The following is a 25,826-nucleotide window of genomic DNA, read 5'->3' on the forward strand; positions in this document are numbered from 1 at the left end:
CGCCGGTCGGAGACTGTCCGGGCGTCGGTCGCTGTCGGAGCGCCGGTGCCTTCGGGGCGTCAGAGGTAGAGCCCCGCGTCCGAGCCCGCCTGCTGGGCCGGGACCGAGGCCGGACCGCTGCCCCGGCGCAGCGCGTACAGCTCGGCCAGCGTCGCGCCCTCCCGGCCGACCGACGCCTCCCAGTCGCCGTCCTCCCTGCTGAGCCAGGACAGCGCCTCCGACCGGGTCAGCGAACCGACCTCGATCCGGGCCAGACAGCGGCCGGGCCGGACCACCGCCGGATGCAGCCGCTCCAGATCCTCATTGGTCGTCACCCCCACCAGAACGTTCCTGCCCTGCCCCAGCAGACCGTCGGTGAGATTCAGCAGCCGCGACAGCGCCTGGCCCGCCGTGTGCTTGGCCTCGCCCCGGATCAGCTCGTCGCAGTCCTCCAGGAGCAGCAGCCGCCAGCGGCCCTTGGCCGAGCCGTCGTCCTCGCCGATCGCGATGTCCATCAGATAGCCGACGTCGTTGAAGAGCCGCTCCGGGTCCAGTACGCAGTCGACCTGGCACCAGTCGCGCCAGGAGCGGGCCAGCGTACGCAGCGCCGAGGTCTTCCCGGTGCCGGGCGGGCCGTGCAGCAGGAGCAGCCGGCCCGCGATGTCGTCCGGGGTCACCTTCATCAGCCGGTCCATCGCGTCGGCCACCGGCGCGGTGTAGTTGGGCCTGACCTCGTCCCAGGTACCGGCGGCGATCTGCCGGGTGGTGCGGTGCGGGCCGCGCCGGGGCGACACGTACCAGAAGCCCATCGTCACATTCTCGGGCTGGGGCTCCGGCTCGTCCTGCGCGCCGTCCGTCGCCTGCTGATGGATCTTCTCGGCGAGTTCACGGGTGACGGCCGTCACGGTGACATCCGCGCCGCGGTTCCAGCGGGAGACGAGCAGCGTCCATCCGTCGCCCTCCGCGAGGGTCGCGCTGCGGTCGTCGTCGCGCGCGGAGCGCAGCACGGCGGCGCCGGGCGGCAGCAGGGTGACGCCCGACCTGACCCGGTCGATCGTCGAACTGTGCGAGTACGGCTGCTCGCCCGTCGCGAAGCGGCCGAGGAACAGCGCGTCGACCACATCCGACGGCGAGTCGCTGTCGTCGACGGTGAGCCGGATCGGCAGTGCGTCCTGAGGCTTGGCAGACATGCCGCCCATGATCCGGCACAGGGACGGCCGATGCACGGTGTTTTGACTCCGGCGGCGGGCCGCGCCGGACGCGCCGGGCCCGGTCCCGGCCGGTGGCCGCCGTACGGCCGGGACGTCGGAGGGCAGTTGATCCTGCCTTGTCATGGACGGCCGGCGGTCACCGTACGGCCCAGCGCGACCGCCCGGCGGGCGCGGCGCACCAGGGCGTACCCCTTGGTCAGCGCCCGGTCGCCGGCGAAGGTACGGGCGACCGCCCGTCCCTCGACCAGCCGTCCGAACTCCTCGATCCCGGTGGCGCGCCGTACGGTCACCCGCTCCAGGGCGTACGGGCCCTGGCCGCGCCGGGCCAGCGCGTTGCCCACCGCGACCGACTGGGCGAACCCGGCCGCGCGGACCGTACGCCGTACCCGCCGGCTGGAGTAGCCGTACGGATAGGCGAACGAGCCGGGCGCCGTGCCCAGCTCGTCGGCGACGATCTCCCGGCAGCGCAGGACCTCGGACCCGAGCCGCTCGTCGTCGAGCTGGTCCAGCTCGGGATGGGTGTGGCTGTGGCCGCCGATCTCCACTCCCGCGGCGGCCAGTTCCCGGGTCTGGTCCCAGTCGAGCATGGTGTCCGGTGCGCCGCCCAGGTCGTACGGTCCGCGCAGCCACCCGGTCGAGACGAACACGGTGGCGGCGAAGGAGTACGAGGAGAGAACGGGCAGGGCGTGCCGGTGCACACCCTCGTAACCGTCGTCGAAGGTGATCAGCACCGGCCGGGGCGGCAGGGGCCGGGGCGGCACCGGTCCACCGGTCCGCCAGGCCCCGGCCAGCCGTGCGGTGGTGACCGGGGTGAATCCGCGTGCGTGGAGCAGCTCCATCTGCTCGGTGAAGGCGCCGGGCGAGACGGACAGGGTGCGGGTCGCGGGGGCGGGCCGGTGTCCGACGGCGTGGTACATGAGGATCGGTACGGCCGCCGGTGGCCCGGACGGGCCCGGCGGACGCTCTGCCGCCGGGCCCGTCGGAGCGTTCGTCATACGGCGGCTCCCCGGGGGTCGCGGACGCTCTCGCCGGTGGCGCCCGCCGGAGTGACCGGGTCCGCCGCGCCCGGCGGAGTGACCGGGTCCGGAGTGACCGGGTCCGGATGGGGCGCGCCCTGAGACGGCGTGCCCGCCGGAGCGCCCCGGCCCACCGGAGTGAGCGTGTCCGGTGCGGTCCACCGGTCCGTCACGGCGGTGCGCGCCGCCGGGCCCGGTTCGACCGGGCCCGACGAGAAGGTGATCCCCCCGCCACGGGTACGGAAGCGGCCCACCAGATAGCCGGCCGCCGCCGATGTCACACCCGCCACGATCGCCCCGGCGCGGCCCGCGCCGCCCCTGCGTCCCAGCGCCGCGTCACGCAGCCCGCGCGCAACCCCGGCCGGCAGTACGCGGGTGGTGTAGCGGCGCTCGGATTCGAGCCCCTTCTCCGCCCCCACGCTCCGGGCGACCAGCGCCTTGGAGAGCCCTTCGGCGTAGGTACGGGTACGGAAGTAGCCGAACCGGCGGCGCCCCGCCGGGACCTTGTGATGGATGACCGACCGGTCGTCGATCAGGATCACCGCGCCCGGTACGGCCCGGGTGAGCCGGATGCACAGCTCCGTCTCCTCGCAGCCCAGCGGACGCTTGTCGCCGTCGCGTCCGATCCCCGTCGCGAACCCCCCGGCGGCGTCGAACGCGGTCCGCCGGAACGAGGCGTTCCCGCCGAGCACATTGCGGACCCGTACCTTTCCGGCGGGCAGCCCCCGGTACGTACAGCCGACGACCCAGTCGAACTCCTCGGGGAACCAGTCGGGTCTGCGCCCCGACGCCCAGGCGGGCTCCGTCCGTCCGCCGACGGCCAGCACCCGCGGGTCCTCGTACGCCTCGTCGAAGAAGCGCAGCCAGTCGTGTTCGGCCACGGCGTCGTCGTCGAGGAACGCGACCAGCTCACCGCGGGCGGCGGCGATCCCGGTGTTGCGGCCCGCGGAGAGGCCGCGGGGGCCCGCGTTGGCGAGCACCCGCACCTCCCCGCGCGCCGTGTGCTCCTGGTACTCCCGGCCGAGCCGCTCCAGCAGCGCGGTGTTGTGGTCGACCACGAGCAGGGTCTCCAGGGCCGGCAGCGACTGGGTCCGTACCGAGTCGACGGCCGCGAGGATGTCCTCCCAGCGCTCCTCGGTGTAGACGCAGATCACCACGGAGAAGGGCCGGTGACGGTGGTTCAAGACACCTCTCCCCGGGGAATCGTGACGCGCATCGCGACCGGACCGCCGCTCACGGCCCGTGCCGCACGTGCCGCGAGGGTCACCCGGGTCGCCCGCGCCGCGCGGGCGGACCGGGGAACGCCCCTCTCCCGGAGGATCACCCGCAGGACCCGGAGACCGTCCCGTACGGCTCTCAGATTGCTGACCCCGTGGATCCGGTCGTACTCGTGGCTCGGTATCTCCTGCACCTTCAGCCCGGCCTTGACGACCCGGATGTTCATCAGGGTCTCGACCTCGAATCCGGTGCAGTCCAGCGTGATGTCGTCCAGGCAGTGCCGCCAGAAGGCGTTGTAGCCGTAGCAGAGATCGGTGTAGCGGGCGCCGAACTTGGCGTTGACGACGGCGCACAGGACGCGGTTGCCGAGCTTGCGTATCGCCGTCATGTCGTCCGTGCCGCCGCCGTTGGCGAAGCGCGAGCCCTTGGCGAAGTCGGCACCGGAGACCAGGGCCGAGACATAGGAGACGATCTCCTGGCCGTCGGCCGAGCCGTCCGCGTCGACCATCACGATGATGTCGCCGGTGCACGCGGCGAATCCGCTGATCAGGGCATCGCCCTTGCCCTTGCCGCGCTGTGCGACGACCTTGACCCCCGGCCACAGCTCACGGGCCACCCGGACGGTGTCGTCGCTCGAATCGCCGTCCACCAGGACGACTTCATGGATCCAGTCGGGCAGTGTTCTGAAGACATACGGAAGGTTCCGTGCCTCGTTCATCGCGGGAATCACCACGCTCACGGGCGGAGCGATGGCGAGATGCGAGGAGACAGGCCGGTAGTGCTGTGCCGTGACGCGTTCCGGTTCGCCGATCAAGGGATCCTCGCCCGGCACCGCCGGGCGCAGAAAAGCGCTCACGATCTCGTTCCCTCTCGTCCGGTGGACCGCCCGCCCCCGGGCGGTCCGGCTGAGTTTCCGGTTCGAAAGGGGGGTTGGTTCTCACCCCGGACATGACGGTACGGAACTCCGTGCTGAGCGGGTGAGCTGCGGTACTGGCCGCGCGGCACGCGACTCGGCACCAGGTCCTGTCCGGTACGTCCCGCCTGACCCGTGGGCGGACGGCGTGACGCGTCGGACAGCTCCTGGTGAGGTCACCGAGCACGGCACCCCCCTACCGCGCCCCGCCCCGGGACCCATCGCGACGCTTGAGCCCTCCCCTTGAGCCGCCATGCCGATGGACCGATGCGGGTGGATGTACGACGGTATTGATGAATCGGACTGTATGGCAAGACCTGAGACGTCGTCTCACTTTTTGGCTTCTTTGGCCGTACTTCGACAGTCACATCCGTAACCTCCCTGATCAGGTCCATTCGATCTCTTACGAACTGTGGGGGATCCGGTGATGTGTCCGGAAACCTCGGTGAAATCTTTTTGGCATGGACACTTCCAGTCAACTGAACCGCCTGGTAACAAAGTTGACGCAGAGATCCTGCTCAGGGAGGTCCTATGAAACTGTCCCGCATCACGGCGTTCTCGTCCTCGCTCCTTCTGGGCGCGGTGCTCGCTCTCACCGGAGCGGCCTCCGCCCAGGCCGCGGAACCGGTCGCCGCCGTTGACTATGTGGCGCTGGGCGACTCGTACTCCTCCGGCGTCGGTGCCGGCGGCTACGACAGCTCCAGCGGCAGCTGCAAGCGCACCCCGAGGGCCTATCCGGCCCTCTGGGCGGCCGCGCACTCGCCCTCGACGTTCGCGTTCACGGCGTGCTCCGGCGCCCGTACGGGTGATGTGACCGCCGGTCAGCTCGGCCCGCTCACCTCGGGCACGGACCTTGTCAGCATCAGCATCGGCGGCAATGACGCGGGCTTCGTCGATGTGATGACGACCTGTGTCCTCCAGTCCGAGGCCACCTGTCTCAACCGGGTCGCGCAGGCCCGTAGTTTCGTCGACAACACGCTGCCCGGAAACCTCAACTCGGTGTACACGGCGATCAGATCGAAGGCGCCCTCCGCCCGGGTGGTCGTCCTCGGATATCCGCGCTTCTACCAGCTCAACGGGAACTGCGTGGTGGGGCTGAGCGACAACGAGCGTGCCGCGATCAACGCCGCCGCCGACCATCTCAATCTGGTGACCTCCAAGCGGGCCGCCGATCACGGCTTCGCCTTCGCCGATGTCGCCGGAGCCTTCACGGGGCATGAGATCTGCTCGGGTTCGGCCTGGCTGCACAGCGTGAACTGGCTCAACATCGGCGAGTCGTACCACCCCACCGCCGGCGGTCAGTCGGGCGGCTATCTGCCGGCCTTCACCTCCGCGGCGTGACGCGTACGAGACCGGCGCCGGGTCCAGGGCCGCTTCCGAAGGGCCCCGGAGCCGCTGTCGGTCTCGTGCCGGTCCAGGGCCGGAGGGCTTCGGGGTCCGGGGTGACCGGAGTGGCGAACTGTCCAACTCGCCCTGAAATAAGATGGATCGAGCCATGGTCGTCAATCCCCGTACGGGTGCGGTTCATTGCCAAGGCGGGATACACGAGTGTCGGGAGGGGGCGATAGGGTTACCCTGCCCGGGTCGGGTGCCCTCGTACGGGTGGGGAGTGAAATGAAGCAGATAACGGTACACAACAGGGCACGAGTCCCTGCGATCACCTGCGGGAGCAGCGCGACCAGTTCGCGTCTCGACCGCCATCTCTCGGTGCTCGGCGGCCCCGCCGTACCACAGAGGGAGACGGCCGAGGCGACGCTGCTGATGCGCGAGCTGACCTCGCGGGACGCCTCCGAGACGCATACCAGCAAGAGCGCGCGGGTCTCACTCTTCGCGCCGCTGCGACGTCTGCGCCGCTCGCTGTTCGGCAGCCGCGGCTGACCCATACGGCCCGGCCGGTGCCCGGACGTCGCACGCCCCGACGTTCCGGAACGCGTCCGGACGATCATGATATCCGGTCGCGGTGCCGCCTCCGCTCGCCCGTCACTCCACGGCCCGCGGCACCGCGTCGGTGATTTTCCCGTACGGAGAATCCTCCCCGATTCCCGCTCGTCGCGCGGCGGCCCCGCCGGTGTCCACTCCCCGTCACCGGCCCCGGCCCGCCGCGTCGGCCCCATCGGCGCGGCTCAGATCAGGGCGAACTGGCCTTCCGGGCCCTCCTCGTGGTGGTCGAGCACCGAGGCGGGGCGCCGCGCCGCCGGCGGGACCGGGAGGATGTCCGCCGCGTACAGCTCTTCCCTGCCGATCTCCGGGCCTGCGCGCAACTCCTCCTGGAGCGGGCGCAGTTCCGCGAGGAGCGCCAGGACCGTGATCAGTTCGAGCAGGTCGGAGGTCCACTCCTGGGGCCACGCGGCCGGGCGGATCGCCTCAAGGGTGCCGGGGGCCGCGGGCGCGGTACGGGCCTCGAACCACAGCTCCAGCGTCCGCACGCCGCCCACCGTGAAGTCCCATGCCCCGGCGGGTACGGGCGAGATCCGGCCCGTACCGAGCAGCAGGGCCTCGTCCCGCGGATCGTATGCGATCGTCTCCGGCCGGTCGGGGACCGCGGCGCGCACATAGGGCCGCCGGCCGCCGGGCAGCCGGGGCCGCTCGCCGCCGTGCGCCCCACGGAGCTGGATCGTGGTCATCCGCCGCCCGAGCGCGGTTCCGGCGGCCCAGACGCCCGGATCGGCGCTCAGCGGGACCACCGGGCCCTCGGGGGAGGGGACGGCCGCGGCCATGGCCCAGGCCAGCAGCTCCCCGGCGGTGACCTCATGGCCGAGACGTGCGGAGAGAAGGGCGAGCAGCCCGGGGGTGACATTGGGCTCGGCGCCGCCGGGGCGGCGGTAGAGCGGCCGGACGCGCCCCGGCCGGCCCGCCGGCGGACGCCCGTCCGGGAGCAGCGCGCTCACCAGCAGCGCGGGTCCCCCGGCCTGGGGCACATACCCCTGCTCGACGGCGAAGAGCTGAGGGGCGTCCGCGACCCGCCACAGCTCGGGGCGTGCCGCGTCGATCAGCCGGTGGTCCGGGATCAGCCACTGCTCGTCGAACGGTCCGTGCAGCACCCGGCGCGGCGCCGGACAGCGCCCCGACTCCCGTACGAACCGGCCCGTCCCGCCGGCCCCGCCCGGCAGCGCGGCGACCGCGCTGTACGGGGTACGGGCCCGGCTCGGCCCGAACAGCTCCTCGCGCTCAGCGCCCCCGGCTGCCATGAGCCGGTCCCAGCGGGCGGTGAGGGACGACTGGTCCGGGGCCAGGATCCAGGCTCTGCCGAGCCGCAGCGGAGCCGTCGACCATGGCAGGAGATCGCCCAGCAGCGGGCTGCCGCCCGTCGCCCCGGACCGCGTCGCCGTCATGCGGACCGCCCCTCCCGTCGGTCTGTGCGCTCTCGGCGGCATCGTATCCGCCGCCCCCGCGAAGGCGTCCGGCGCCGGTTCGATCCGGAAAGGGCCGGCTTGTCCCATCCCGAAAAGGGCCGGCTTGTCCCGTCCCGGAAAGACCCTAATCGTGCCCGGGTGCGCGCGGTTCACCCGCCAGGTCCGTCTCCACCGTCACCGAGAACGAGAAGCGGTCGCCCCGGTAACGGATACGGGCCACGTCCACGACCCGGCCCCGGTCGTCGTAGGTCACGCCCGTGTAGTGGAGGATCGGGCTGAGCAGCGGCACCCGGAGCAGTTCCGCCGTGGCCGGGTCCGCGAGCCGGGCCTCCACGGTGTCCGTGATCCGGCTGATCCGGACACCGAGGGCGTCGCGCAGCACCTTGGTCATCGGCCAGCGCTCCAGATCGGTCACATCGAGACCCGCCGCGATCTCCGGACGGACCGCGTTCTCCGCCCAGTTGACCGGCTCACCGCTCTCGCCGTCGCAGCGCAGCCGCCGATAGGCGACGATCTCGTCCAGCCCCGGGAAGTACTCGGCGAGTTCACCGGGCACGGGCGCGGGCCCATGGCCGAGGACCGTCGTCCGCTCGCCCGACTGCTGTGCCACGACCGCGTCGATCGAGCCGAGCAGCCGGCGCGGGGCACCGCGCCGCGCACCCGGCTCGATGAAGGTGCCGCGTCTGCGGTGCCTGCTGATCAGCCCCTCCTCCTCCAGCTCCTTGAGGGCCTGACGCATCGTCAGCACGCTGACCCCGTAGTGCGCGGCGAGCTGCTCCTCGGTCGGCAGCCGCAGCGGATCGTGCGGGCGCCGGCCCAGTATCGAGGCACGCAGCGACTGCGAGACCTGGTACCAGAGCGGCAGCTTGCGATTCAGGACCAGCGAGTCGGGGGCGAAGGCGGTCACCGGCTACTCCACAACTGGGAATCTCGGGGCGGGGCCCGGAGGTCAGGGCCGGAAGTGGCGCTCAAGACCCTGCCACACCCGGTCGTAGTCCCGCTGGAGATGGGTGGCTTCCGCCGCCTGCGCGGTCGCCGTCACCGGCCAGCGCGTCTCGAACATGAAGGCGAGACCGTCCTCGATCTTCTGCGGCCGCAGCTCGGCGGCGCTCGCCCGGTCGAAGGTCTCCCGGTCGGGTCCGTGCGCCGACATCATGTTGTGCAGCGAGCCGCCGCCGGGGACGAAACCCCCCTCGCCCGCCGTCTTCGCGTCGTAGGCCCCCTCGATCAGGCCCATGTACTCGCTCATCACGTTGCGGTGGAAGTACGGCGGCCGGAACGTGTTCTCGCCGACCAGCCAGCGCGGTGCGAAGACCACGAAGTCGACCCCGGCGAGCCCCGGGGTGTCCGAGGGCGAGGTCAGCACCGTGAAGATCGACGGATCGGGGTGGTCGTAGCTGATGGAGCCGATCACATTGAAGCGCCGCAGATCGTAGACGTACGGCACATGATTGCCGTGCCAGGCGACGACATCGAGCGGCGAGTGGCCGTAGGTGGCGGCCCAGAGGTTGCCGCAGTACTTGCTGACGACCTGGACCGGCCGCTCGATGTCCTCGTAGGCGGCGACGGGGGCCAGGAAGTCACGGGCGTTGGCCAGGCCGTTGGCGCCGATCGGACCGAGGTCGGGGAGGACGAACGGCCTGCCGTAGTTCTCGCAGACATAGCCGCGCGCCGTCTCGTCCAGCAGCTCGACCCGGAAGCGGATCCCGCGCGGGATCAGCGCCACCTCGCCCGGACGGGCGGCGAGCAGGCCCAGTTCCGTACGGATCAGCAGCCCGCCGCGCTCGGGGACGATCAGCAGCTCGCCGTCCGCGTCGCTGAACACCCGGTCGGTCATGGCGGCGTTGGCGTGGTACAGGTGGACCGCCATACCCGTACGCAGGGCCGCGTCGCCGTTGCCGCCCAGCGTCCAGAGCCCGGCCAGGAAGTCCGTGCCCGGGGCCGGGTCCGGCAGCGGGTTCCAGCGCAGCCGGTTGGGATCGGGGACGGTCTCGGTGAACGGGCCGCCTCTGACCGAGCCGTTGCCGATACGGACGAACGGCGGATGCGCGGCCGACGGACGGATGCGGTACAGCCAGGACCGCCGGTTGTGCGCGCGGGGCTCGGTGAAGGCGCTGCCGCTGAGCTGCTCCGCGTAGAGACCGAGCGGCGCCCGCTGGGGCGCGTTGCGGCCGAGCGGCAGCGCGCCGGGCACGGCCTCCGAGGTGTGTTCATTGCCGAAACCGGGGGAGTGCTCCAGGTCCTCGGCCGTCTTCCGTGCCCGCTCGATGCCGCTCATCGTCCGCGTCCGCTCCCTGCTCAGGCGATCCCGGTAATCCTATGGACAACCGTAGGATTGTCGCAGCGGCACGTCAACGGGGCCACGCGGCATCATGGAGTCCGTGTCACACGACCGCACGGACGCGACAGCGCGAGCGAACCCGCACCCGGAACCGGCCGGCGGACTGCGCAGGGCCCCCGTCCAGCGGCGCAGTACGGAGCGGCTCGCCCGGATCCTCGACGCCTGCGCCGAACTCCTCGACGAGACGGGATACGAGCTGCTCTCCACCCGGGCCGTCGCCGCCCGCGCGGGCGTCCCCATCGGCTCCGTCTACCGCTTCTTCGGCAACAAGCGGGCGATGGCCGACGCCCTCGCCCGGCGCAATCTCGACAGCTACGCCGCGCGGATCACCGAGCGGCTGGCCTCGCTGGACGCGCGCGACTGGCGGGGCGCCATCGACGCCGTACTGGACGAATATCTCGCGATGAGGCGCACCGTGCCCGGCTTCGCGCTCGTAGACTTCGGCGCCCAACTCCCGCTGGGGACACGGGCGGCGGCCCGGGGCCCGGACACCGCTCCGGCCGATCCGGAGTCCGATCCCGGGCTCCGGGTCGTGGACCGTCTCACCGGACTGCTCGCCGCCCATCTCGGCCGGACGCCCACCGAGGCGCTGCGCCGTACGGTCCTGGTCGCCGTCGAGGCCGCCGACGCGCTGCTCCAGCTCGCCTTCCGTACGGACCCGGCCGGTGACCCCGCCATCGTGGCCGAGACCCGGGAACTGCTCCGCGCGTATCTGGCCAGGACACTCGACTGAGACCGGTGGCCGCCCCCTGGAGATGAGACCGGTGGCCGCCCCCCGGAAACGGGTCCTGGCGTCGTCACCGGCGGCGCTCGGCCGTCATCGCGGGCGGTGCCCGGCGCCGGAATCCTCTCCGGCATCATCTGATGGTGCCCGCCTCCGACGTACCCGACGTACCCGCGCCACGAACGCCGGTCCCAGGAGCGCCCGCCCCAGGAGCGCCCGCACCGCGCGCGGCCCCGGTGTCCGACGGGCGGGGCTGGCTCCTGCGTCTCGTCATCGCGTTCGCCTTCGCGCAGGGCGCGGTGTCGATGGCGCGTCCGGCCGTCTCCTACCGGGCGCTCTCCATGGGCGCGGACGAGCGCGCGATCGGTGTGATCACCGCGGTCTACGCGCTGCTCCCGCTCTTCGCCGCCGTACCGCTGGGCCGCAGGACCGACCAGGGGCGGTGTGTCCCGCTGCTGGTGGCCGGGGTGATCCTCATCTCGGCCGGCTGCGCCCTCAGCGGTACGGCCGGCTCGCTCACCGCCCTGGGCGTCTGGAGCGCGCTGATGGGCATCGGCCATCTCTGCTTCGTCATCGGCGCCCAGTCGGTCGTCGCCCGCCGCAGCGTCCCGGCCGAACAGGACCGCGACTTCGGCCACTTCACCATAGGCGCCTCCCTCGGCCAGCTCGCGGGACCGGTCGCCGCCGGACTGCTGGTCTCCGGACAGGGCGACGGCATGGCCCGTACGAGCGCCCTCGCCCTGCTCGTCTCCGCGGTGGCCGCCGCCGTCGCCCTCACCTCGCTCCGGGGGATAGAGCCCCGTGGCCCTTCCCGCCCGGCGGGAGCGCGGTCCACGGCTCCCGGGCCCTCCGCCAATGCCGGGCCCTCCGCCGCCGATCCCGGGCCCTCCGCCAAGGTCTCCGTCCGCCGCATACTGCGGACCAGGGGCGTGCCCGCGGGCATGTTCATCAGTCTGGCCGTGCTCTCCACGACCGACGTCCTCACCGCCTATCTGCCGGTGATCGGTGAGCGGCGCGGGATCGCGCCCGCCACGATCGGTCTGCTGCTCAGCCTGCGCGCCGCCGCCACCATCGCCTGCCGGCTGGTGATGCCGCCGATGCTGCGGCTGCTGGGCCGTACGGTCCTGCTCACCGTCACCTGCGCCCTCGGCGGAGCGCTGTGCGCGGGCATCGCCCTGCCCCTGCCGGTGTGGGGCCTCGCCCTGGTGCTCGGCGCGCTCGGGTTCTGTCTGGGGGCCGGCCAGCCGCTGTCGATGACCACCGTCGTACGGGCCGCTCCCGACGAGGCCCGCTCCACCGCCCTGGCGCTGCGGCTCACCGGCAACCGCCTCGGGCAGGTCGCCGCGCCCGCCTCCGCCGGTCTGGTGGCGGGGGTCGCCGGAACGGCCGCGCCGTTCGTGATGCTCGGCGCGCTGCTGCTGGCGGCGGCCGGGCTCGGTGCGCGGAGTCCGGGCGGCGGGCCGCGGGGGCGCCGCCGGTCCCCCCTAGACGGAAACCGGTTGCCGAACCGGTTCTTCGCGCGTCGTACCTGATGCCCGTTCCGTACCTCCGCTCCGGGACTTCGTGAGAATCGTTCCCTGACCGCGCGTAGTCGGCTAACTTCAGGCGTCGCAGCCGCTCCCTCTCTCCCTCCCGGGCGGAACCCCATGACTCGCGCCATCTCCCTGAACAGCGTCAGCAAGGTGTACGGCCGGTCCACGCGTGCCGTCGACCGCTTCTCCCTCGATATCTCCCCCGGCGAGTTCGTGGTGCTTCTCGGCCCCTCGGGCTGCGGCAAGTCGACCGTGCTCCGCATGATCGCGGGACTGGAGGACATCACCGAGGGCGACCTGCTGCTCGACGGCGAGTACTCCAATCTGATGCCGACCCGGGAGCGGGGCATGGCGATGGTTTTCCAGAACTTCGCTCTCTACCCGAATATGACCAACCGCGACAACATCGGCTTTCCGCTCCGGCTGGAGAACCCCCGCGCGGACACCGCCGAGCGGGTCCGGGCCACCGCGAGGATGCTCGGTATCGAGAGTGTGCTCGACCGCTATCCGAGCCAGCTCTCCGGCGGTGAACGCCAGCGCGTCGCGATGGGGCGCGCCATCTCCCGGCGGCCCTCCGCCTTTCTGATGGACGAGCCGCTCTCCAATCTGGACGCCAAGCTGCGCAGCCATCTGCGCGCCGAGATAGCCCAGCTCACCGCCGAACTGGGCGTCACCACCGTCTATGTGACACATGATCAGGCCGAGGCGATGTCGCTCGGAGACCGGGTGGCGGTGATGCGCGGCGGGGTGCTCCAGCAGGTCAGCGCGCCACGCGAGGTGTACGCCCTGCCGGAGAACGTCTTCGTCGCCGCGTTCATCGGCACCCCGCGGATCAATCTGCTGGAGGCCGTGGTGTACGCGCCGCTGGACGGGCGGATGTCCATCGACCTCGGCCGGCAGCGGCTGCCGCTGCCCGAACCCCTCAGGCCCGACCACCAGTTGCTCCGTGTCCAGCAGGGCCGGCGGATCATCGTGGGACTGCGGTCCGAGGCGGCCCGTATCGCCGCGCCGAGCCAGGCCCGCCCCGGTGAGGTGGCGCTGAGCGGCATCGTCGAGCACATGGAGTACCAGGGGCACGAGGCGCTGGTGCATCTCAACACCGGCTCCAGGCCGGCCGTGGTGACCGACCTCGAATCAGCCAGTCCCCGGACCGGGACCGTATCGCGGCGGCGCGGGAACGGCGGCCGGAGGACGGGCGTGCTGGCCCGGCTCAGGGGGCGCGCGGCCGGGCGTGCCGGGAGTCCCGCCGTGGTCCTCGACGAGCCGGAGGAGGCGGTCGGACCCGCGTACAGCCCGGACCGTCCGGCCATCACGGCGAGCGATCTCGTCGTCCGCACCGGCCCCGACATGCGGCTGCGTACGGGCGCCCAGGTGCCGCTCCTGATCGATCTCGCCCATCTCTATGTCTTCGACGACTTCGGCCGCCGTATCTGCCCCGCGCCCAGAAACCTGCCGGGCCTGGACGCCTAGGGCGCCGCTTCCGGAACGCGTCCCTTCCGGAGCGCGCCTCAGGGCCTCGGCGGTGCCCAGGCCCTGTTCTGGGCCGTGTACTACCCTTCAGGAATCAGGGTCGGACACGCGCCGCAGGAAAATACCGGAAACCGGCAGCGCCTTTGAGCGTCTGTCACTCGTCGGACACCCCGATCGGACCTCGGCACGGCCGGCCCGTACCGCTTCTCCCAGGACCGAGAATTCTTGCAGTCCGTTTCAGCAAGAACTGACACAGGCCTTGAGGCGCAGACCATGGAACGACTCCGCCGGATCACATCGAAATACGTTCTCGTCAATCGGGCGCGGATCGTAGCGGCCGCCGCCGCCACCCGCTCCCGTGTGCCGAGCGGCGCGGTGGCCGAGCAGCCGTTCGTCCTGCGACTGCTGTGGCAGGCGCCCAAGGTGCTTCCGGTGACGGTGCTGTGCGTGGTGACGGTGACCGGGTTCCTCGTCCCTCCCGAGATCCATCTGGCCTCGCTCCTGGTTGCCGTTCCCGCGATGACCGCCGGACTGGAGGGCCCCGGTGTCACCGGTGTCATCACCGCGTTCGCGTGTGTGGCCGCGGTCGGCCTGGACATCCGGGACGGTCTGCTGAACTCGGCGATTCTGCCCATCCATGTGATCGATCTGCTCGTGGTGTGCGGTCTCGTCCTGCTCTTCTGGTTTCTGCGGGGGCTGGACACCAAGGCCTTCGACCAGGTCAGATCCGTCTCCGACACCGTGCAGCGCGCCGTACTGCGCCCCCTGCCCCGCCGGATCGGACGGCTGCGGATCGCGTCCGTGTACCGCTCCGCGGCGGCCCAGGCGCAGATCGGCGGCGATCTGTACGCGGTGGCGCAGATCCCGGGCGCGGTCCGGCTGATCATCGGTGATGTGCGGGGCCACGGGCTTCCCGCGGTCGACGACGCCACCGCGGTGCTGGGCGCCTTCCGCGAGGCCGCGCACCAGACCGCCACCCTGCCGGAACTGGTCGCCTCCCTCGAAGCCAGCGTCCGCAGGCATATCAAAGAGGCCGGTGCGGCCGACCGCGACAGCGGGGAACGGTTCATCACCGTTCTGGTGGTGGAGGTGCCTGACGACGCGCATGTGGTCCGGATGATCAGCTGTGGCCATCCGCCGCCCCTGCGGTCCCAGGGCGGGGCCGCGGAGGTTCTGCGCTCGACGCGACCCGCGCCACCGCTGGGCCTGGCGGGCCCCGCGGAGGACTACCACCTCGACATCTTCCGGCTCGCGCCGGGGGACGTGATGCTCCTCCACACCGACGGCCTGCTGGAGGCCCGTGACTCCACCGGCACGTTCTATCCGGCGTCCGACCGTCTGGCGGGCCTGCGCTGGTGCGACCCCGACCAGCTTCTGGAACTCCTGATGAAGGACCTGCTCAAATACGTGGACGGGCAGTTGCAGGACGATGTGGCGCTCGTCGCGATGGAACGCGTGCGGGAACTGACGGCACAGACGAAGAACTTATGGCGCGCGTGGAAGGTGCCGTCCGCGTGGAAGGTGCCGTCCGCGTGGACGCGCCGCCGTCCGTGTGGACGCGCCGCCGGCCTCCGGCGCCGTAGAACCCGCCCGGTCCGGGCCGACCACGCCTGTCAGCTCTCCTCCTTGAGCGGCGCGACGACGGCGGGACGACGGCGCGGGCGGGAGCGTGAGACCGCCACCCCGGCGAGACACAGCGCGCCGCCCGCCAGCGTGAGCAGACCCGGGACCTCGTCCAGGAACAGCCACGACAACAGCACGACCAGCGCCGGAACCGCGTAGGTCGTGGCGCCCATCCGCCCCGCCGTCGTACGGGCCAGCGCGTACGCCCAGGTCGTGAAGGCCAGCGCGGTCGGGAACACGCCCAGATAGACCATGTTGAGCGTGGCCGGCAGCGGGGCCCTCCCGGCCTCGCCGACCAGCTGTCCCGCGAACGGCAGACAGGCCACCACGCCGACCAGACAGCCGAAGGTCGTCGCCTGGAGCGCGCTCGCCCGCGCCAGCGAGGGCTTCTGCGCGACCACCCCGGCGGCGTACGCCACCGCCGCCAGCAGACACAGCAACACCCCGAGCACCGAGGCACGGCCCTCGCCCGACATCGAGAGCCCCACGCCCACCGCGCCCGCGAGCGACACCCCCATGCCCGCCGCCAGCCGGGGCGGCAGTGTCTCGCCCAGCAGCCGGACACCCAGCAGGGCCATCAGGACCGGGCCTATGTTCACGATCATCGCGGCGGTGCCCGCGTCGACCTCCTGCTCACCCCAGTTGAGCGCCACCATGTAGAGCCCGAACCAGAGCACACCCGAGACGGCGATACCGGGCCAGGCCGCCCGCGGCGGCAGCCCCTCGCGCCGTACGAGACAGACCGCGCCGAGGACCAGGCCGCCGGAGAGCAGCCGGCCGAGGGCCAGCGCCCCCGGCGAGTAGGCGGCGCCCGCGCTGCGGATCGAGACGAAGGCCGAGGCCCAGAGCACGACGGTGACACCCGCCGCGGCCAGGGGCAGCCAGGTCGCGGGGGAGGGGCGTGCGGAGTCCGCCGAGTGCGTCGGACGGGGCGTGTGCGAGTGCGTCATACGGGGAAGGTACGCGGACGGCGCCCCGGCCCCCACACGAGATGCGCGGCCCGGTGCCCGGCCCCTCGTACCGGACCCGCCCGCCCCCGGGAGTCACCGTCACGAGTCCCCGCCGAAGGCTCTAAGCGCTTGCTCAGCTCGGGGTATGGTGTTCGTCCTGCCGAGTGGCAGACCGAACGGCAGGCCGAGGCCGAGTGGAAGGTGTGAGCGATGCGTACGGCGGAACAGACGGCGGACGGCGAGAGCGCTCCGTGGGGTGAGGTCGAGCCGGAGGCGGCCAGAAGGCTGCTGGTCGCCGCCGTCGAGGCATTCGCCGAGCGCGGATACCACGCCACCACCACCCGCGATATCGCGAGCCGCGCGGGGATGAGCCCGGCGGCGCTCTACATCCACTACAAGACCAAGGAAGAGCTGCTCCACCGGATCAGCCGGATCGGGCACGACAAGGCGCTGGAGATCCTGACGGCCGCGGCCGACGGCGGGGGCACGGCGGCGGAGCGGCTCGCCGAGGCCGTACGGGCCTTCGTCCGCTGGCACGCGGAGCGGCACACCACGGCGCGGGTCGTGCAGTACGAACTGGACGCGCTGGCCCCCGAGCACCGTACGGAGATCGTCGGGCTGCGGCGGCGCAGCGACGCGGCCGTACGGCGCATCCTGGGCGACGGGGTGCGGGACGGGGAGTTCGACGTCCCCGATGTACCGGGCACCACGCTCGCGGTGCTGTCGCTCTGTATCGATGTCGCGCGCTGGTTCAACGCGGCCGGCCGCCGTACCCCCGACGAGGTCGGCGCGCTCTACGCCGACCTCGTGCTGCGTATGGTCTCCGTCCAGAAGGCGTAGCCGGCCGGAACCCCCGGAGGCGGTCAGAAGTAGTAGCGGGAGACGGACTCCGCCACACAGGCCGGCTTCTCGCCGCCCTCGCGCTCGACCGTCACCAGGGTGGTGATCTGCACTCCGCCGCCCGCCTCCACGGCCTCCGTGAGCACCGCCGACGCGCGCAGCCGTGAGCCGACGGGCACGGGGGAGGGGAAACGGACCTTGTTGGTCCCGTAGTTGATGCCCATCGTGACGTTCTCGACCTGGACGAGCTGCGGTAGGAACAGGGGCAGCAGCGACAGCGTCAGATAGCCGTGCGCGATCGTCGTGCCGAACGGACCGGCCGCCGCCCGCACCGGATCCACATGGATCCACTGATGGTCGCCGGTGGCCTCGGCGAAGAGATCGATCCGCTTCTGGTCGATCTCCAGCCAGTCGCTGTGACCGAGCGGCTCGCCGACCCCGGCGCGCAGCTCCTCGGCGGAGGTGAAGATCCTCGGCTCAGCCATGTCCTGTTCCCTGCCTCTCGGCCTGTTCTGTCCAAGCGCTTGCTCAGCTTGCTGGGCCGGGGATCTCCTGTCAACGCGGACACCGTGGACGGACAGTAGGCTTCGAGGGGTGCCACAGATTCCCGAGAAGATCGATGAGCTGACGGTCGGACAACTCTCCGCGCGCAGTGGCGCCGCGGTGTCCGCGCTTCACTTCTACGAGTCCAAAGGGCTGATCAGCAGCCGCAGGACGAGCGGCAACCAACGCCGCTACAGCCGTGACACGCTGCGCCGGGTCGCTTTCGTACGGGCGGCCCAGCGGGTGGGCATCCCCCTCGCCACGATCAGGGACGCGCTCGCCGAACTCCCCGAGGAGCGCACGCCGAACCGCGACGACTGGGCGCGCCTCTCGGCGGCCTGGCGCTCGGAGCTGGACGAGCGCATCAGACAGCTCGGCAGGCTCCGTGACCACCTCACGGACTGCATCGGCTGCGGCTGTCTCGCGCTGGAGACCTGTGTGCTGTCCAACCCGGGCGATGTCATCGGCGAGCGGATGACGGGCTCCCGTCTGCTGCCGGAGCGCCGGGCCCCCAAGAAGCGGAAAGCCGCCGCCCCGGACGCCGCCCCGGCTGCCCCGGACGCCGACACCGCGGGTGCCGCCGATGCCGCGGCCCGCCGCTGACACGGGCCGCCCGACGGGAACGCGGGCCGGGAACGCGGGCGGAGACGGAGCGGGGGCGCACCGTCTCGGAGCCCGCCCCCGCGGTTCTCATGCCACCGAGGCGAGTTCCTTGAGCCGTATCCGCTTCGCCCGGTCCAGCGCCTCGGCCGTCAGGACCGGCTGCGGCACGACGATGCCGCAGTCCCGGCAGACCGGTCCCGACCAGGGCTCGTTGGACAGATCGGGTCGCCAGACGATGCCGTTCTCCGCGCAGACCGGACAGGTCGCGCCGGGTTCCGACTCCAGTCCCGAGATCAGCCGGCGCAGCACCTCGGCCAGCGACTCGGACGGATGGACCGCCGGATCGTCGCAGCGGGCCACACCGTTACCGCCCCAGGTCCGCCGGTGCCAGTCGTCGAAGCTCCCGGGCCGCCTCAGCCCGTCGTGCTTCTCGCGCTTGCGCCGTTCCGCGAACTCTCCCTCGTACGCGAGCCAGACGGCCCGCGCCTCCTCCAGTTCGTCCAGCGCGGCCGTCAGCCGTACCGGATCGGGTGACCTGTCCTCGGGCTCGATGCTGTGCCGTGCGCACAGATGATCCCAGGTCGCCCGGTGCCCATAAGGGGCAAACCGTTCCAGGCACTTGCGCAGTGAATACCGTCGCAAGGCCAGATCGCACCGCGGATCGCGCACCTGTCTCGCGAGACTCCGGAATCCGGCCATCGCATGCCACCTCCGTCGCTATTCGGCGTTGAGGAATGGACGTACGCCTGCCCCGTTTGGCTCCATCCAATTCCGGATCGCCTCAATACCCGGGACATCCCGGCCGATTTCGAGCTCTCATCTCTCATTCGGAACCGATTTCAGAGGCGATCCAGAGGAAGGCCGATGTGAGGATCCGGAAAAGGTGACTGATGTTCATCTTACTGAGCGGTCGGACCGTCGCTAACCTCCGGCGCACCGGCCTCCCGAGGAGCATCCATGCGACGACGCACCGGAAGACTCTTGCCCGCCACCGCCGCGGTGTTCGCGCTGGGCGCGGCTCTGCTGATCCCGCAGACGCGGGCGTCCGCCGAACCCGCCCGCGCGCCCGCGGCCGTCGCGGACCCCGTCACCGACCACTGCCGGAGCCAGTGCGACGACATCCTGCCGCCAGGACAGAATGGCAACGCCACGCTCGCCGGCATCCTCCTCCACCAGCTGTTCGGCACCCGCCCCGCGCACAGCTCCGACCAACTCGGGCGCTACGACGCGCTGGTGGGGGGCCAGAGCGGGCTCACCGACGAGAAGCTCACCGACTTCTTCAACGATGCCTCCTTCGGCGTCCCCGCCGGCCAGGCCGAATCCGTCACCACCCCGCGCCCGGACGTCACGATCACCCGCGACCGAAGCACCGGCGTTCCGCACATCAAGGGCACCACCCGCTACGGCACCGAGTTCGGCGCCGGTTACGCCGCGGGCCAGGATCGGCTCTGGATGATGGATCTCTTCCGGCACATCGGCCGCGGTGAGCTGACCTCCTTCGCCGGCGGCGCGCTCGCCAACCAGGGGCTTGAACAGCAGTTCTGGCCCTCGGCCCCGTACACGGAGGCCGATTACGAGGCCCAGATCGAGCGGATCAGGACCACCGAGGGCGAGCGCGGCGAGCTGGCCATGGCCGACGCGCAGGCGTATGTCGACGGCATCAACGCCTACCGCCGGCAGGCCAAGGACGGGCGGTACTTCCCCGGTGAGTACGTCCTCACCGGCAAGATCGACTCGATCACCAACGTGGGCGAGATCCAGCCCTTCGAGGTCACCGATCTGATCTCCATCGCGTCCGTCGTCGGCGGCCAGTTCGGCGGCGGAGGCGGCGGCGAGGTGCAGGCCGCCCTCTCGCTGCTGGCCGCGCAGCAGAAGTACGGCGTCGTCGAGGGCACCCGGGTCTGGGAGTCCTTCCGCCAACGCGACGACCCCGAGGCCGTGCTCACCGTCCATGACGGCACCGCCTTCCCGTACGCGCGCAAGCCCGCCCAGCCGCGTGGTACGGCCCTGCCCGACGCGGGCTCCGTCCAGGCCGAGCGGCTCGTGTACGACAGGACGGGATCGGCGGGCACCGGCACCAGGGCGCCGGTCCGCGCCCCCGCGAAACTCAAACCCGCCCAGGGGATCTTCGACGACGGTGTGATTCCGGAGGGCTCGCTCTCCGCCAGGCGGGGGATGTCCAACGCCCTGCTGGTCTCCGGCGAGCACACCGCGAGCGGCAATCCCGTGGCCGTCTTCGGCCCGCAGACCGGCTATTTCGCGCCCCAGCTCATGATGCTCCAGGAACTCCAGGGACCCGGTATCAGCGCCCGCGGAGTCTCCTTCGCCGGAGTCGGCATGTATGTGCAGATGGGCCGTGGCCAGGACTACGCCTGGAGCGCCACCTCCTCGGGCCAGGACATCACCGACACCTATGCCGTCGAGCTGTGCGAGCCCGACGGATCGGCCCCCACCAAGGCGTCCGGCCACTATCTCCACCGCTCGGTCTGCACCCCGATGGAGAAGATGGAGCGCGTCAACTCCTGGAAGCCGAGCGTCGCGGACTCCACCGCCGCGGGCTCGTACCGGCTCCAGGTCTGGCGCACCGAGTACGGCATGGTCACCCATCGCGCGACCATCGGCGGCAAGCCCTTCGCGTACACCTCGCTGCGCACCACCTACCGGCACGAGGCGGACTCGATCATCGGCTTCCAGATGCTCAACGACCCCTCGTACACCAAGGACGCCGCGTCCTTCCAGCGGGCGGCCTCGAACATCGACTACGCCTTCAACTGGTTCTACGCGGACTCCCGCACCGCCGCCTACTTCAACAGCGGGATGAACCCGGTGCGGGCCGACGGTGTCGATCCCGCGCTGCCCGTCCGGGCGGAGCAGGCGTACGAATGGCGGGATTACGACCCGCGGTACAACACCGCCGCCTACACGCCCTTCGCCGAGCATCCCCAGTCGGTCGGCCAGGACTACTACATCTCCTGGAACAACCGGCAGGCGAAGGAGTACGACGCGGCCGGGTTCGGCTTCGGGGCGGTGCACCGGGGCGATCTGCTCGACGACCGCGTCAGGAGGCTGGTCGCGGACGGCGGAGTCACCCGTGCCTCCCTCACCCGGGCGATGGCCGAGGCCGCCGTGACCGATCTGCGCGGCGAGCAGGTACTGCCCGAACTGCTGCGGGTGGTGCGCTCGGCGCCCGTCACCGATCCGGCGCTGAGCACCGCCGTACAGCAGTTGGAGGCCTGGCGCACGGCCGGGGCGCAGCGCAAGGAGACCTCGCCCGGCTCGCACACCTACGGCCACTCCGCCGCCGTACGGATCATGGACGCCTGGTGGCCGCGGCTGGTCGAGGCACAGTTCAGGCCCGCACTCGGGGACGAGTTCTACCAGGCGCTCACCGCGTCGCTCTCGATCGACGAGTCACCGGCGTCGAGCCACGGTCCGACGGGCGCGCACAGCGGCTCGGCGTTCCAGTACGGCTGGTGGGGCTATGCCGACAAGGACCTCAGGCAGGTGCTCGGCGATCCGGTGCAGGCACCGACGGCGACCACCTACTGCGGCGGCGGTGGGCTGAGCGCCTGCCGGGACACCCTGCTCACCACCCTGAAGGCGGCCGTGCAGGCGCCCGCGACCGCGGTCTACCCGGGGGACGAGAGCTGCTCGGCCGGGGATCAGTGGTGCACGGACGCGATCATCCACCGGGCGCTCGGCGGTATCACCCACCCGACGGTCAACTGGCAGAACAGGCCGACCTACCAGCAGGTGGTGGAGTTCCCGTCGCACCGCTGACGCGGTGACACCGGCGGAGCGGTCCAGGGGCCGGTCCGGACCGTGACAGACGCGCGCGGTCCGGACCGGCGCCCGGCGCTCGGCCGGGGACGCCGGACCGGCGGCCGGTGCCCGGCGCTCAGCGGTAGAGCAGATAGCCGCGCCGTACCCGGCGGAACGCGGCCAGCTCGTCCTGCCAGGCGTCGACCACCTCGTCCGTCCCGGCGCCCGCGTCGATCAGGGTGCGGACCCGCGCCGAGCCGGTCAGTTTGTCGATCCAGTTGTCGGGGCGCCAGGCGAATCCGCTCCAGGACCGCTTCGCCGTCACCAGCAGCGCGATCCCGGTGCGTACCGGATCGAACGACGTCCGGTCATGGACATGGAGCTGCACCCCGCCGATCGTCTTCCCCTGGAACTTGGAGAAGGTCGGCGCGAAATACGCCTCGCGGAACCGCACCCCGGGCAGCTCCAGGGCGTTGGCCGCCTCGGCCCAGGTCCGGTCGATGCCCTCGGCGCCGAGCAGTTCGAACGGCCGGGTCGTACCGCGCCCCTCCGACAGATTCGTCCCCTCGAACAGACAGGTGCCCGCGTACACCAGCGCCGTGTCCGGTGTCGGCATGTTGGGGCTCGGCGGCACCCAGGGCAGTCCGGTCTCGTCGAAGAAGTCGGACCGGCGCCATCCCGACATGGCCACCGTCGTCAGCTCCACCGGCTCCGCCAGGAACTCGCCGTTGAAGAGCAGCGCCAGTTCGGTGACCGTCATACCGTGCGCCTGGGAGATCGGCTCGCGGCCCACGAAGGTCGCGAACTCCCGCTGGAGGACGGGTCCGAGCGCCGCCCGCCCGGTGACCGGATTGGGCCGGTCCAGTACGACGAAGCGCTTGCCCGCGAGCGCCGCCGCCTCCATACAGTCGTAGAGCGTCCAGATATAGGTGTAGAAGCGGGCGCCCGCGTCCTGGATGTCGAAGACGACCGTGTCCACACCGGACCCGGTGAAGATGTCCGCGAGAGCCTGCCCGCTCTTGAGGTACGTGTCGTAGACGGGCAGCCCGGTGGCCGGGTCGTCGTGGCGGCCCTCGGAGCCGCCCGCCTGGGCCGTCCCCCGGAAGCCGTGCTCCGGACCGAAGACGGCGGCCAGATCCACCCGGTCGTCGCCGTGCATCACATCCACCACATGGCGTACGTCCCGGGTGATCCCGGTGGGGTTGGTGACCAGGCCGACGCTCTGCCCCGACAGCAGCCGGTAGCCGTCGGCGGCCAGCCGGTCGAAGCCCGTGCGCACCGAGGGCGCGCTCCCGGAGCGCGCGGCGGCATGGGAGGCGGAATGGGAGGCGCCCGCGGCGAGCGCCCCCGCGGCCCCCACCGCACCGCCCGCGGCCAGCAAACCCCGTCTGGACAGGCTCATCCCGCTACCTCCGTGATCGGGTCGTCCGTCGTCTGTCATGCTCACGCACGCTAGCGCGCGGGGGCGCCGCGCGGAACGAAGCAGGCGGCCCGTTCGGCTCCCCCTCCGCTTCCACTCTGCACCCTTCGTGTCCGCGGGCCGCCCGTGTCCCGCTCCCTTCCCCGCCGCTCCCTTCCCTCTCCACATACCGACTGGTTAGTCTGCCGGTGTCGGCGGGGCGGCCGGCGCAGAACCGGAAGCCCGGAAAGGCAGGTCCCGATGAGTACGGAGGACATGGTGCGGGGCGCGGGGGTCGTGGTCACGGGGGCCGGTGGTGGCATCGGCGCCGCGCTCGCCCGCAGATTCGCCGCCGAGGGCGCCCGTGTGGTGGTCAACGATCTCGACGCGGAGAAGGCCGCGGCCGTCGCCGCGGAGATCGGCGCCCGTGCGGTCCCCGGCGATGCCTCCCTGATCGTGGCCGAGGCCCGGGAGGCGCTCGGCGGCACCGTCGACATCTACTGCGCCAACGCGGGAGTCGGCTCGCCCGGCGACGCGCTCGCCGGCGAGGAGGTCTGGTCGTCCGCCTGGGACGTCAATGTCATGGCGCACGTGCGGGCCGTCAGGGCGCTGCTGCCCGACTGGCTGGAGCGCGGCGGCGGCCGGTTCGTCTCCACCGTCTCCGCCGCCGGACTGCTCACCATGATCGGCGCGGCCCCGTACAGCGTCACCAAGCACGGCGCGCTGGCCTACGCGGAGTGGCTCTCGCTGACCTACCGCCACCGCGGTCTCCGGGTGCACGCCGTCTGCCCGCAGGGCGTCCGTACGGACATGCTCACCGCCTCGGGCGGCGCGGGCGAACTGGTGCTCGCCGCCACCGCCATCGAACCGGAGGATGTCGCCGACGCCCTGTTCACCGCCATGGCGGAGGACCGCTTCCTCGTTCTGCCGCATCCGGAGGTGGCCGGCTACTACCAGGCGCGTGCGGGCGACCCCGACCGCTGGCTGGCCACGATGAACCGCGTCCAGCGGAAGTGGGAGGCGACCGAGGGCTGACGGGCCTTGGCCGACGGGCCGCGCCTTCCCGCCGGAGCCGTCCGTGTCCGGAGGTGGGAAGATCCTCGGGCAGGGGGCGCGGGTCACGTCTCCTGCGACGGACAGCGCGCGGTACGGAACGGAAGGCGGGTGGCGGCACATGGCCAGGACGACGGACGGGGGCGGAGTGCCCGTCCCTCAACGGCTGCTGGCCGCCGCCACCCGGCTCTTCGCGGAGCGCGGCTACGACCGCACCTCGGTGCAGGAGATCGTCGAGGCGGCGGGTGTCACCAAGGGCGCTCTCTACCACTACTTCGGCTCCAAGGAGGATCTCCTCCAGGAGGTCTACGCACGGGTCCTCCGTCTCCAGCAGGAGCGTCTGGACGCCTTCGCCGACGCGGACGAGCCGGTGGAGCGGCGGCTGCGGGCCGCCGCCGCCGATGTCGTGGTGACGACGATCGACAATCTGGACGACGCCTCGATCTTCTTCCGCTCGATGCACCATCTCAGCCCGGAGAAGAACAAGCAGGTACGGGCCGAGCGGCGCCGCTACCACGAGCGCTTCCGCGCGCTGATCGAGGAGGGCCAGCGCGCTGGTGTCTTCTCCACCGCCACCCCCGCCGATCTGGTGGTGGACTACCACTTCGGCTCGGTCCACCATCTCTCGACCTGGTACCGGCCGGACGGCGTTCTCTCCCCGCAGCAGGTCGCGGACCATCTCGCGGATCTGCTGCTGCGGGCGCTTCGTCCGTAGGGCCTGTGCGCCGTACAGGCCCTACGGACGGGCCCTGAAAGGTCCCTCGGCTGCTGTCGGATCCTCTCAGGAGCTTCTCTCGGCGGTGGCTCAGCACTCACCGCGCCAGATGACCTTGGTGACGGTGACACCGACGAAGTCGGCCTTGTACTCACCCGGTCCCGGGTTGAAGTGGAAGCACTGGCCCCAGTCGCGGCCGTTGTACCGCCAGGAGAGCTGGACATGGTCGCCGCCGGCGAAGCGGACGCCGTTGTTGAAGACGGAGCGGACCCCCGCCACACCGCCCGACCAGTTGCCCGCGGTCTTCAGCAGCAGGCGGCCGCTCTGTCCCTCGCCGGAGTAGGCGCAGAAGTACTGCTTGGGACAGCCGGGCGGATTCGGCTCCGCCGAGGCGGTGGGCGCGGCGGCGACGACCGCCGCGAAGGCGGCGGACACGGCGAGTGCGGCGATCGAACGATGACGCATGGGTGATTCCCCCTGTGGCTCCGGTGCACGGCTTGCGGTCGGTAGGGCGCTGCCGACGCTAGCCAGAGAAGGGGCCGAATTGAGATCCATGGGGTGATAACCACCGTAAAGGCTGA

Annotated in this window: 21 protein-coding genes and 2 pseudogenes; 11 read left to right on the top strand and 12 right to left on the bottom strand. The window is 71.6% G+C overall.

Annotated features, from left to right (window positions below; all coding sequences use genetic code 11):
- Positions 1-59 precede the first annotated feature (59 nt).
- The 4 genes and pseudogenes from ACWGDX_RS15280 to ACWGDX_RS15295 all read right to left on the bottom strand — a co-directional run bounded on the left by ACWGDX_RS15280 (position 60) and on the right by ACWGDX_RS15295 (position 4,280).
- Positions 60-1,169 (bottom strand): DUF5925 domain-containing protein, encoded by a 1,110-nt coding sequence (locus ACWGDX_RS15280; RefSeq protein WP_363079312.1) that lies wholly within the window; start codon positions 1,167-1,169, stop codon positions 60-62.
- Between the two features lie 140 nt (positions 1,170-1,309).
- Complete coding sequence (locus ACWGDX_RS15285) at positions 1,310-2,185, bottom strand: polysaccharide deacetylase family protein (RefSeq protein ID WP_453625748.1); 876 nt, start codon at positions 2,183-2,185, stop codon at positions 1,310-1,312.
- 218 nt (positions 2,186-2,403) lie between these two features.
- Positions 2,404-3,390: pseudogene (locus ACWGDX_RS15290) on the bottom strand (glycosyltransferase); the annotation flags it as partial.
- Positions 3,387-4,280 carry a glycosyltransferase family 2 protein gene (locus tag ACWGDX_RS15295; RefSeq protein ID WP_453625750.1) on the bottom strand — a complete coding sequence of 298 codons (894 nt, stop codon included), beginning with the start codon at positions 4,278-4,280 and terminating at the stop codon, positions 3,387-3,389. The gene ACWGDX_RS15295 and the pseudogene ACWGDX_RS15290, both read right to left, overlap by 4 nt.
- 588 nt (positions 4,281-4,868) lie before the next feature.
- Between ACWGDX_RS15295 and ACWGDX_RS15300 the strand changes: the two genes are divergently transcribed.
- Positions 4,869-5,678: an SGNH/GDSL hydrolase family protein gene (locus tag ACWGDX_RS15300; RefSeq protein ID WP_453625751.1), complete on the top strand. Its 810-nt coding sequence runs from the start codon at positions 4,869-4,871 to the stop codon at positions 5,676-5,678.
- A 273-nt stretch (positions 5,679-5,951) separates the two neighbouring features.
- Positions 5,952-6,215 (top strand): hypothetical protein, encoded by a 264-nt coding sequence (locus tag ACWGDX_RS15305; protein WP_384777790.1) that lies wholly within the window; start codon positions 5,952-5,954, stop codon positions 6,213-6,215.
- A gap of 245 nt (positions 6,216-6,460) precedes the next feature.
- Here ACWGDX_RS15305 and ACWGDX_RS15310 read toward each other — a convergent pair whose 3' ends face one another.
- The 3 genes from ACWGDX_RS15310 to hmgA form a co-directional block, all read right to left on the bottom strand.
- Positions 6,461-7,669 (bottom strand): type ISP restriction/modification enzyme, encoded by a 1,209-nt coding sequence (locus tag ACWGDX_RS15310; protein ID WP_453625753.1) that lies wholly within the window; start codon positions 7,667-7,669, stop codon positions 6,461-6,463.
- A gap of 145 nt (positions 7,670-7,814) precedes the next feature.
- Positions 7,815-8,597 carry a GntR family transcriptional regulator gene (locus ACWGDX_RS15315; protein ID WP_453625755.1) on the bottom strand — a complete coding sequence of 261 codons (783 nt, stop codon included), beginning with the start codon at positions 8,595-8,597 and terminating at the stop codon, positions 7,815-7,817.
- A gap of 42 nt (positions 8,598-8,639) precedes the next feature.
- The gene (gene hmgA / locus ACWGDX_RS15320; RefSeq protein ID WP_453625757.1) at positions 8,640-9,968 is read right to left on the bottom strand and encodes a homogentisate 1,2-dioxygenase; all 1,329 of its coding nucleotides are present in this window, start codon (positions 9,966-9,968) and stop codon (positions 8,640-8,642) included.
- A 103-nt stretch (positions 9,969-10,071) separates the two neighbouring features.
- On the opposite strand from hmgA, the gene ACWGDX_RS15325 reads away from it, so the two are divergent.
- From ACWGDX_RS15325 to ACWGDX_RS15340, 4 genes and pseudogenes are all read left to right on the top strand, one after another.
- Positions 10,072-10,764: a TetR family transcriptional regulator gene (locus ACWGDX_RS15325; protein ID WP_453625759.1), complete on the top strand. Its 693-nt coding sequence runs from the start codon at positions 10,072-10,074 to the stop codon at positions 10,762-10,764.
- Positions 10,765-10,991: 227 nt separating this feature from the next.
- On the top strand, positions 10,992-12,287 hold the full coding sequence (locus tag ACWGDX_RS15330; protein WP_453625761.1) for an MFS transporter: 1,296 nt from the start codon (positions 10,992-10,994) through the stop codon (positions 12,285-12,287).
- A gap of 114 nt (positions 12,288-12,401) precedes the next feature.
- On the top strand, positions 12,402-13,757 hold the full coding sequence (locus ACWGDX_RS15335; RefSeq protein ID WP_453625763.1) for an ABC transporter ATP-binding protein: 1,356 nt from the start codon (positions 12,402-12,404) through the stop codon (positions 13,755-13,757).
- 519 nt (positions 13,758-14,276) lie between these two features.
- Positions 14,277-15,200, top strand: a pseudogene (locus tag ACWGDX_RS15340) (PP2C family protein-serine/threonine phosphatase); the annotation flags it as partial.
- Between the two features lie 170 nt (positions 15,201-15,370).
- Here the strand turns inward: ACWGDX_RS15340 and ACWGDX_RS15345 are convergent.
- Positions 15,371-16,330, bottom strand: a complete 960-nt coding sequence (locus ACWGDX_RS15345; RefSeq protein ID WP_453625765.1) for a DMT family transporter — start codon at positions 16,328-16,330, stop codon at positions 15,371-15,373.
- Between the two features lie 210 nt (positions 16,331-16,540).
- On the opposite strand from ACWGDX_RS15345, the gene ACWGDX_RS15350 reads away from it, so the two are divergent.
- The gene (locus ACWGDX_RS15350; RefSeq protein ID WP_453625767.1) at positions 16,541-17,170 is read left to right on the top strand and encodes a TetR family transcriptional regulator; all 630 of its coding nucleotides are present in this window, start codon (positions 16,541-16,543) and stop codon (positions 17,168-17,170) included.
- Positions 17,171-17,193: 23 nt separating this feature from the next.
- Here ACWGDX_RS15350 and ACWGDX_RS15355 read toward each other — a convergent pair whose 3' ends face one another.
- Positions 17,194-17,655: a MaoC family dehydratase gene (locus ACWGDX_RS15355; RefSeq protein ID WP_453625769.1), complete on the bottom strand. Its 462-nt coding sequence runs from the start codon at positions 17,653-17,655 to the stop codon at positions 17,194-17,196.
- 109 nt (positions 17,656-17,764) lie between these two features.
- Here ACWGDX_RS15355 and soxR point away from each other — a divergent pair, with 109 nt between their 5' ends.
- Entirely contained in the window at positions 17,765-18,316 is a 552-nt protein-coding gene (gene soxR, locus ACWGDX_RS15360) for a redox-sensitive transcriptional activator SoxR (RefSeq protein WP_453625771.1), read from the top strand.
- A gap of 87 nt (positions 18,317-18,403) precedes the next feature.
- Here the strand turns inward: soxR and ACWGDX_RS15365 are convergent, their stop codons facing one another.
- A complete protein-coding gene (locus ACWGDX_RS15365) occupies positions 18,404-19,015 on the bottom strand; it encodes a hypothetical protein (RefSeq protein WP_453625773.1) in 612 nt (203 codons plus the stop codon).
- 258 nt (positions 19,016-19,273) lie between these two features.
- On the opposite strand from ACWGDX_RS15365, the gene ACWGDX_RS15370 reads away from it, so the two are divergent.
- On the top strand, positions 19,274-22,096 hold the full coding sequence (locus tag ACWGDX_RS15370) for a penicillin acylase family protein (protein WP_453625775.1): 2,823 nt from the start codon (positions 19,274-19,276) through the stop codon (positions 22,094-22,096).
- Between the two features lie 118 nt (positions 22,097-22,214).
- Here the strand turns inward: ACWGDX_RS15370 and ACWGDX_RS15375 are convergent, their stop codons facing one another.
- Positions 22,215-23,480 carry an exo-beta-N-acetylmuramidase NamZ family protein gene (locus ACWGDX_RS15375; protein ID WP_453625777.1) on the bottom strand — a complete coding sequence of 422 codons (1,266 nt, stop codon included), beginning with the start codon at positions 23,478-23,480 and terminating at the stop codon, positions 22,215-22,217.
- Positions 23,481-23,738: 258 nt separating this feature from the next.
- Here ACWGDX_RS15375 and ACWGDX_RS15380 point away from each other — a divergent pair, with 258 nt between their 5' ends.
- Together ACWGDX_RS15380 and ACWGDX_RS15385 are read left to right on the top strand one after the other, a co-directional pair.
- Entirely contained in the window at positions 23,739-24,512 is a 774-nt protein-coding gene (locus tag ACWGDX_RS15380; protein WP_453625779.1) for an SDR family oxidoreductase, read from the top strand.
- A 139-nt stretch (positions 24,513-24,651) separates the two neighbouring features.
- A complete protein-coding gene (locus tag ACWGDX_RS15385) occupies positions 24,652-25,245 on the top strand; it encodes a TetR/AcrR family transcriptional regulator (protein WP_363084683.1) in 594 nt (197 codons plus the stop codon).
- Positions 25,246-25,335: 90 nt separating this feature from the next.
- On the opposite strand, the gene ACWGDX_RS15390 is transcribed toward ACWGDX_RS15385, so the two are convergent.
- Positions 25,336-25,710, bottom strand: a complete 375-nt coding sequence (locus ACWGDX_RS15390; RefSeq protein WP_453625781.1) for a peptidase inhibitor family I36 protein — start codon at positions 25,708-25,710, stop codon at positions 25,336-25,338.
- Positions 25,711-25,826 lie beyond the last annotated feature (116 nt).

The sequence above is a fragment of the Streptomyces sp. NPDC055025 genome (assembly GCF_053608565.1).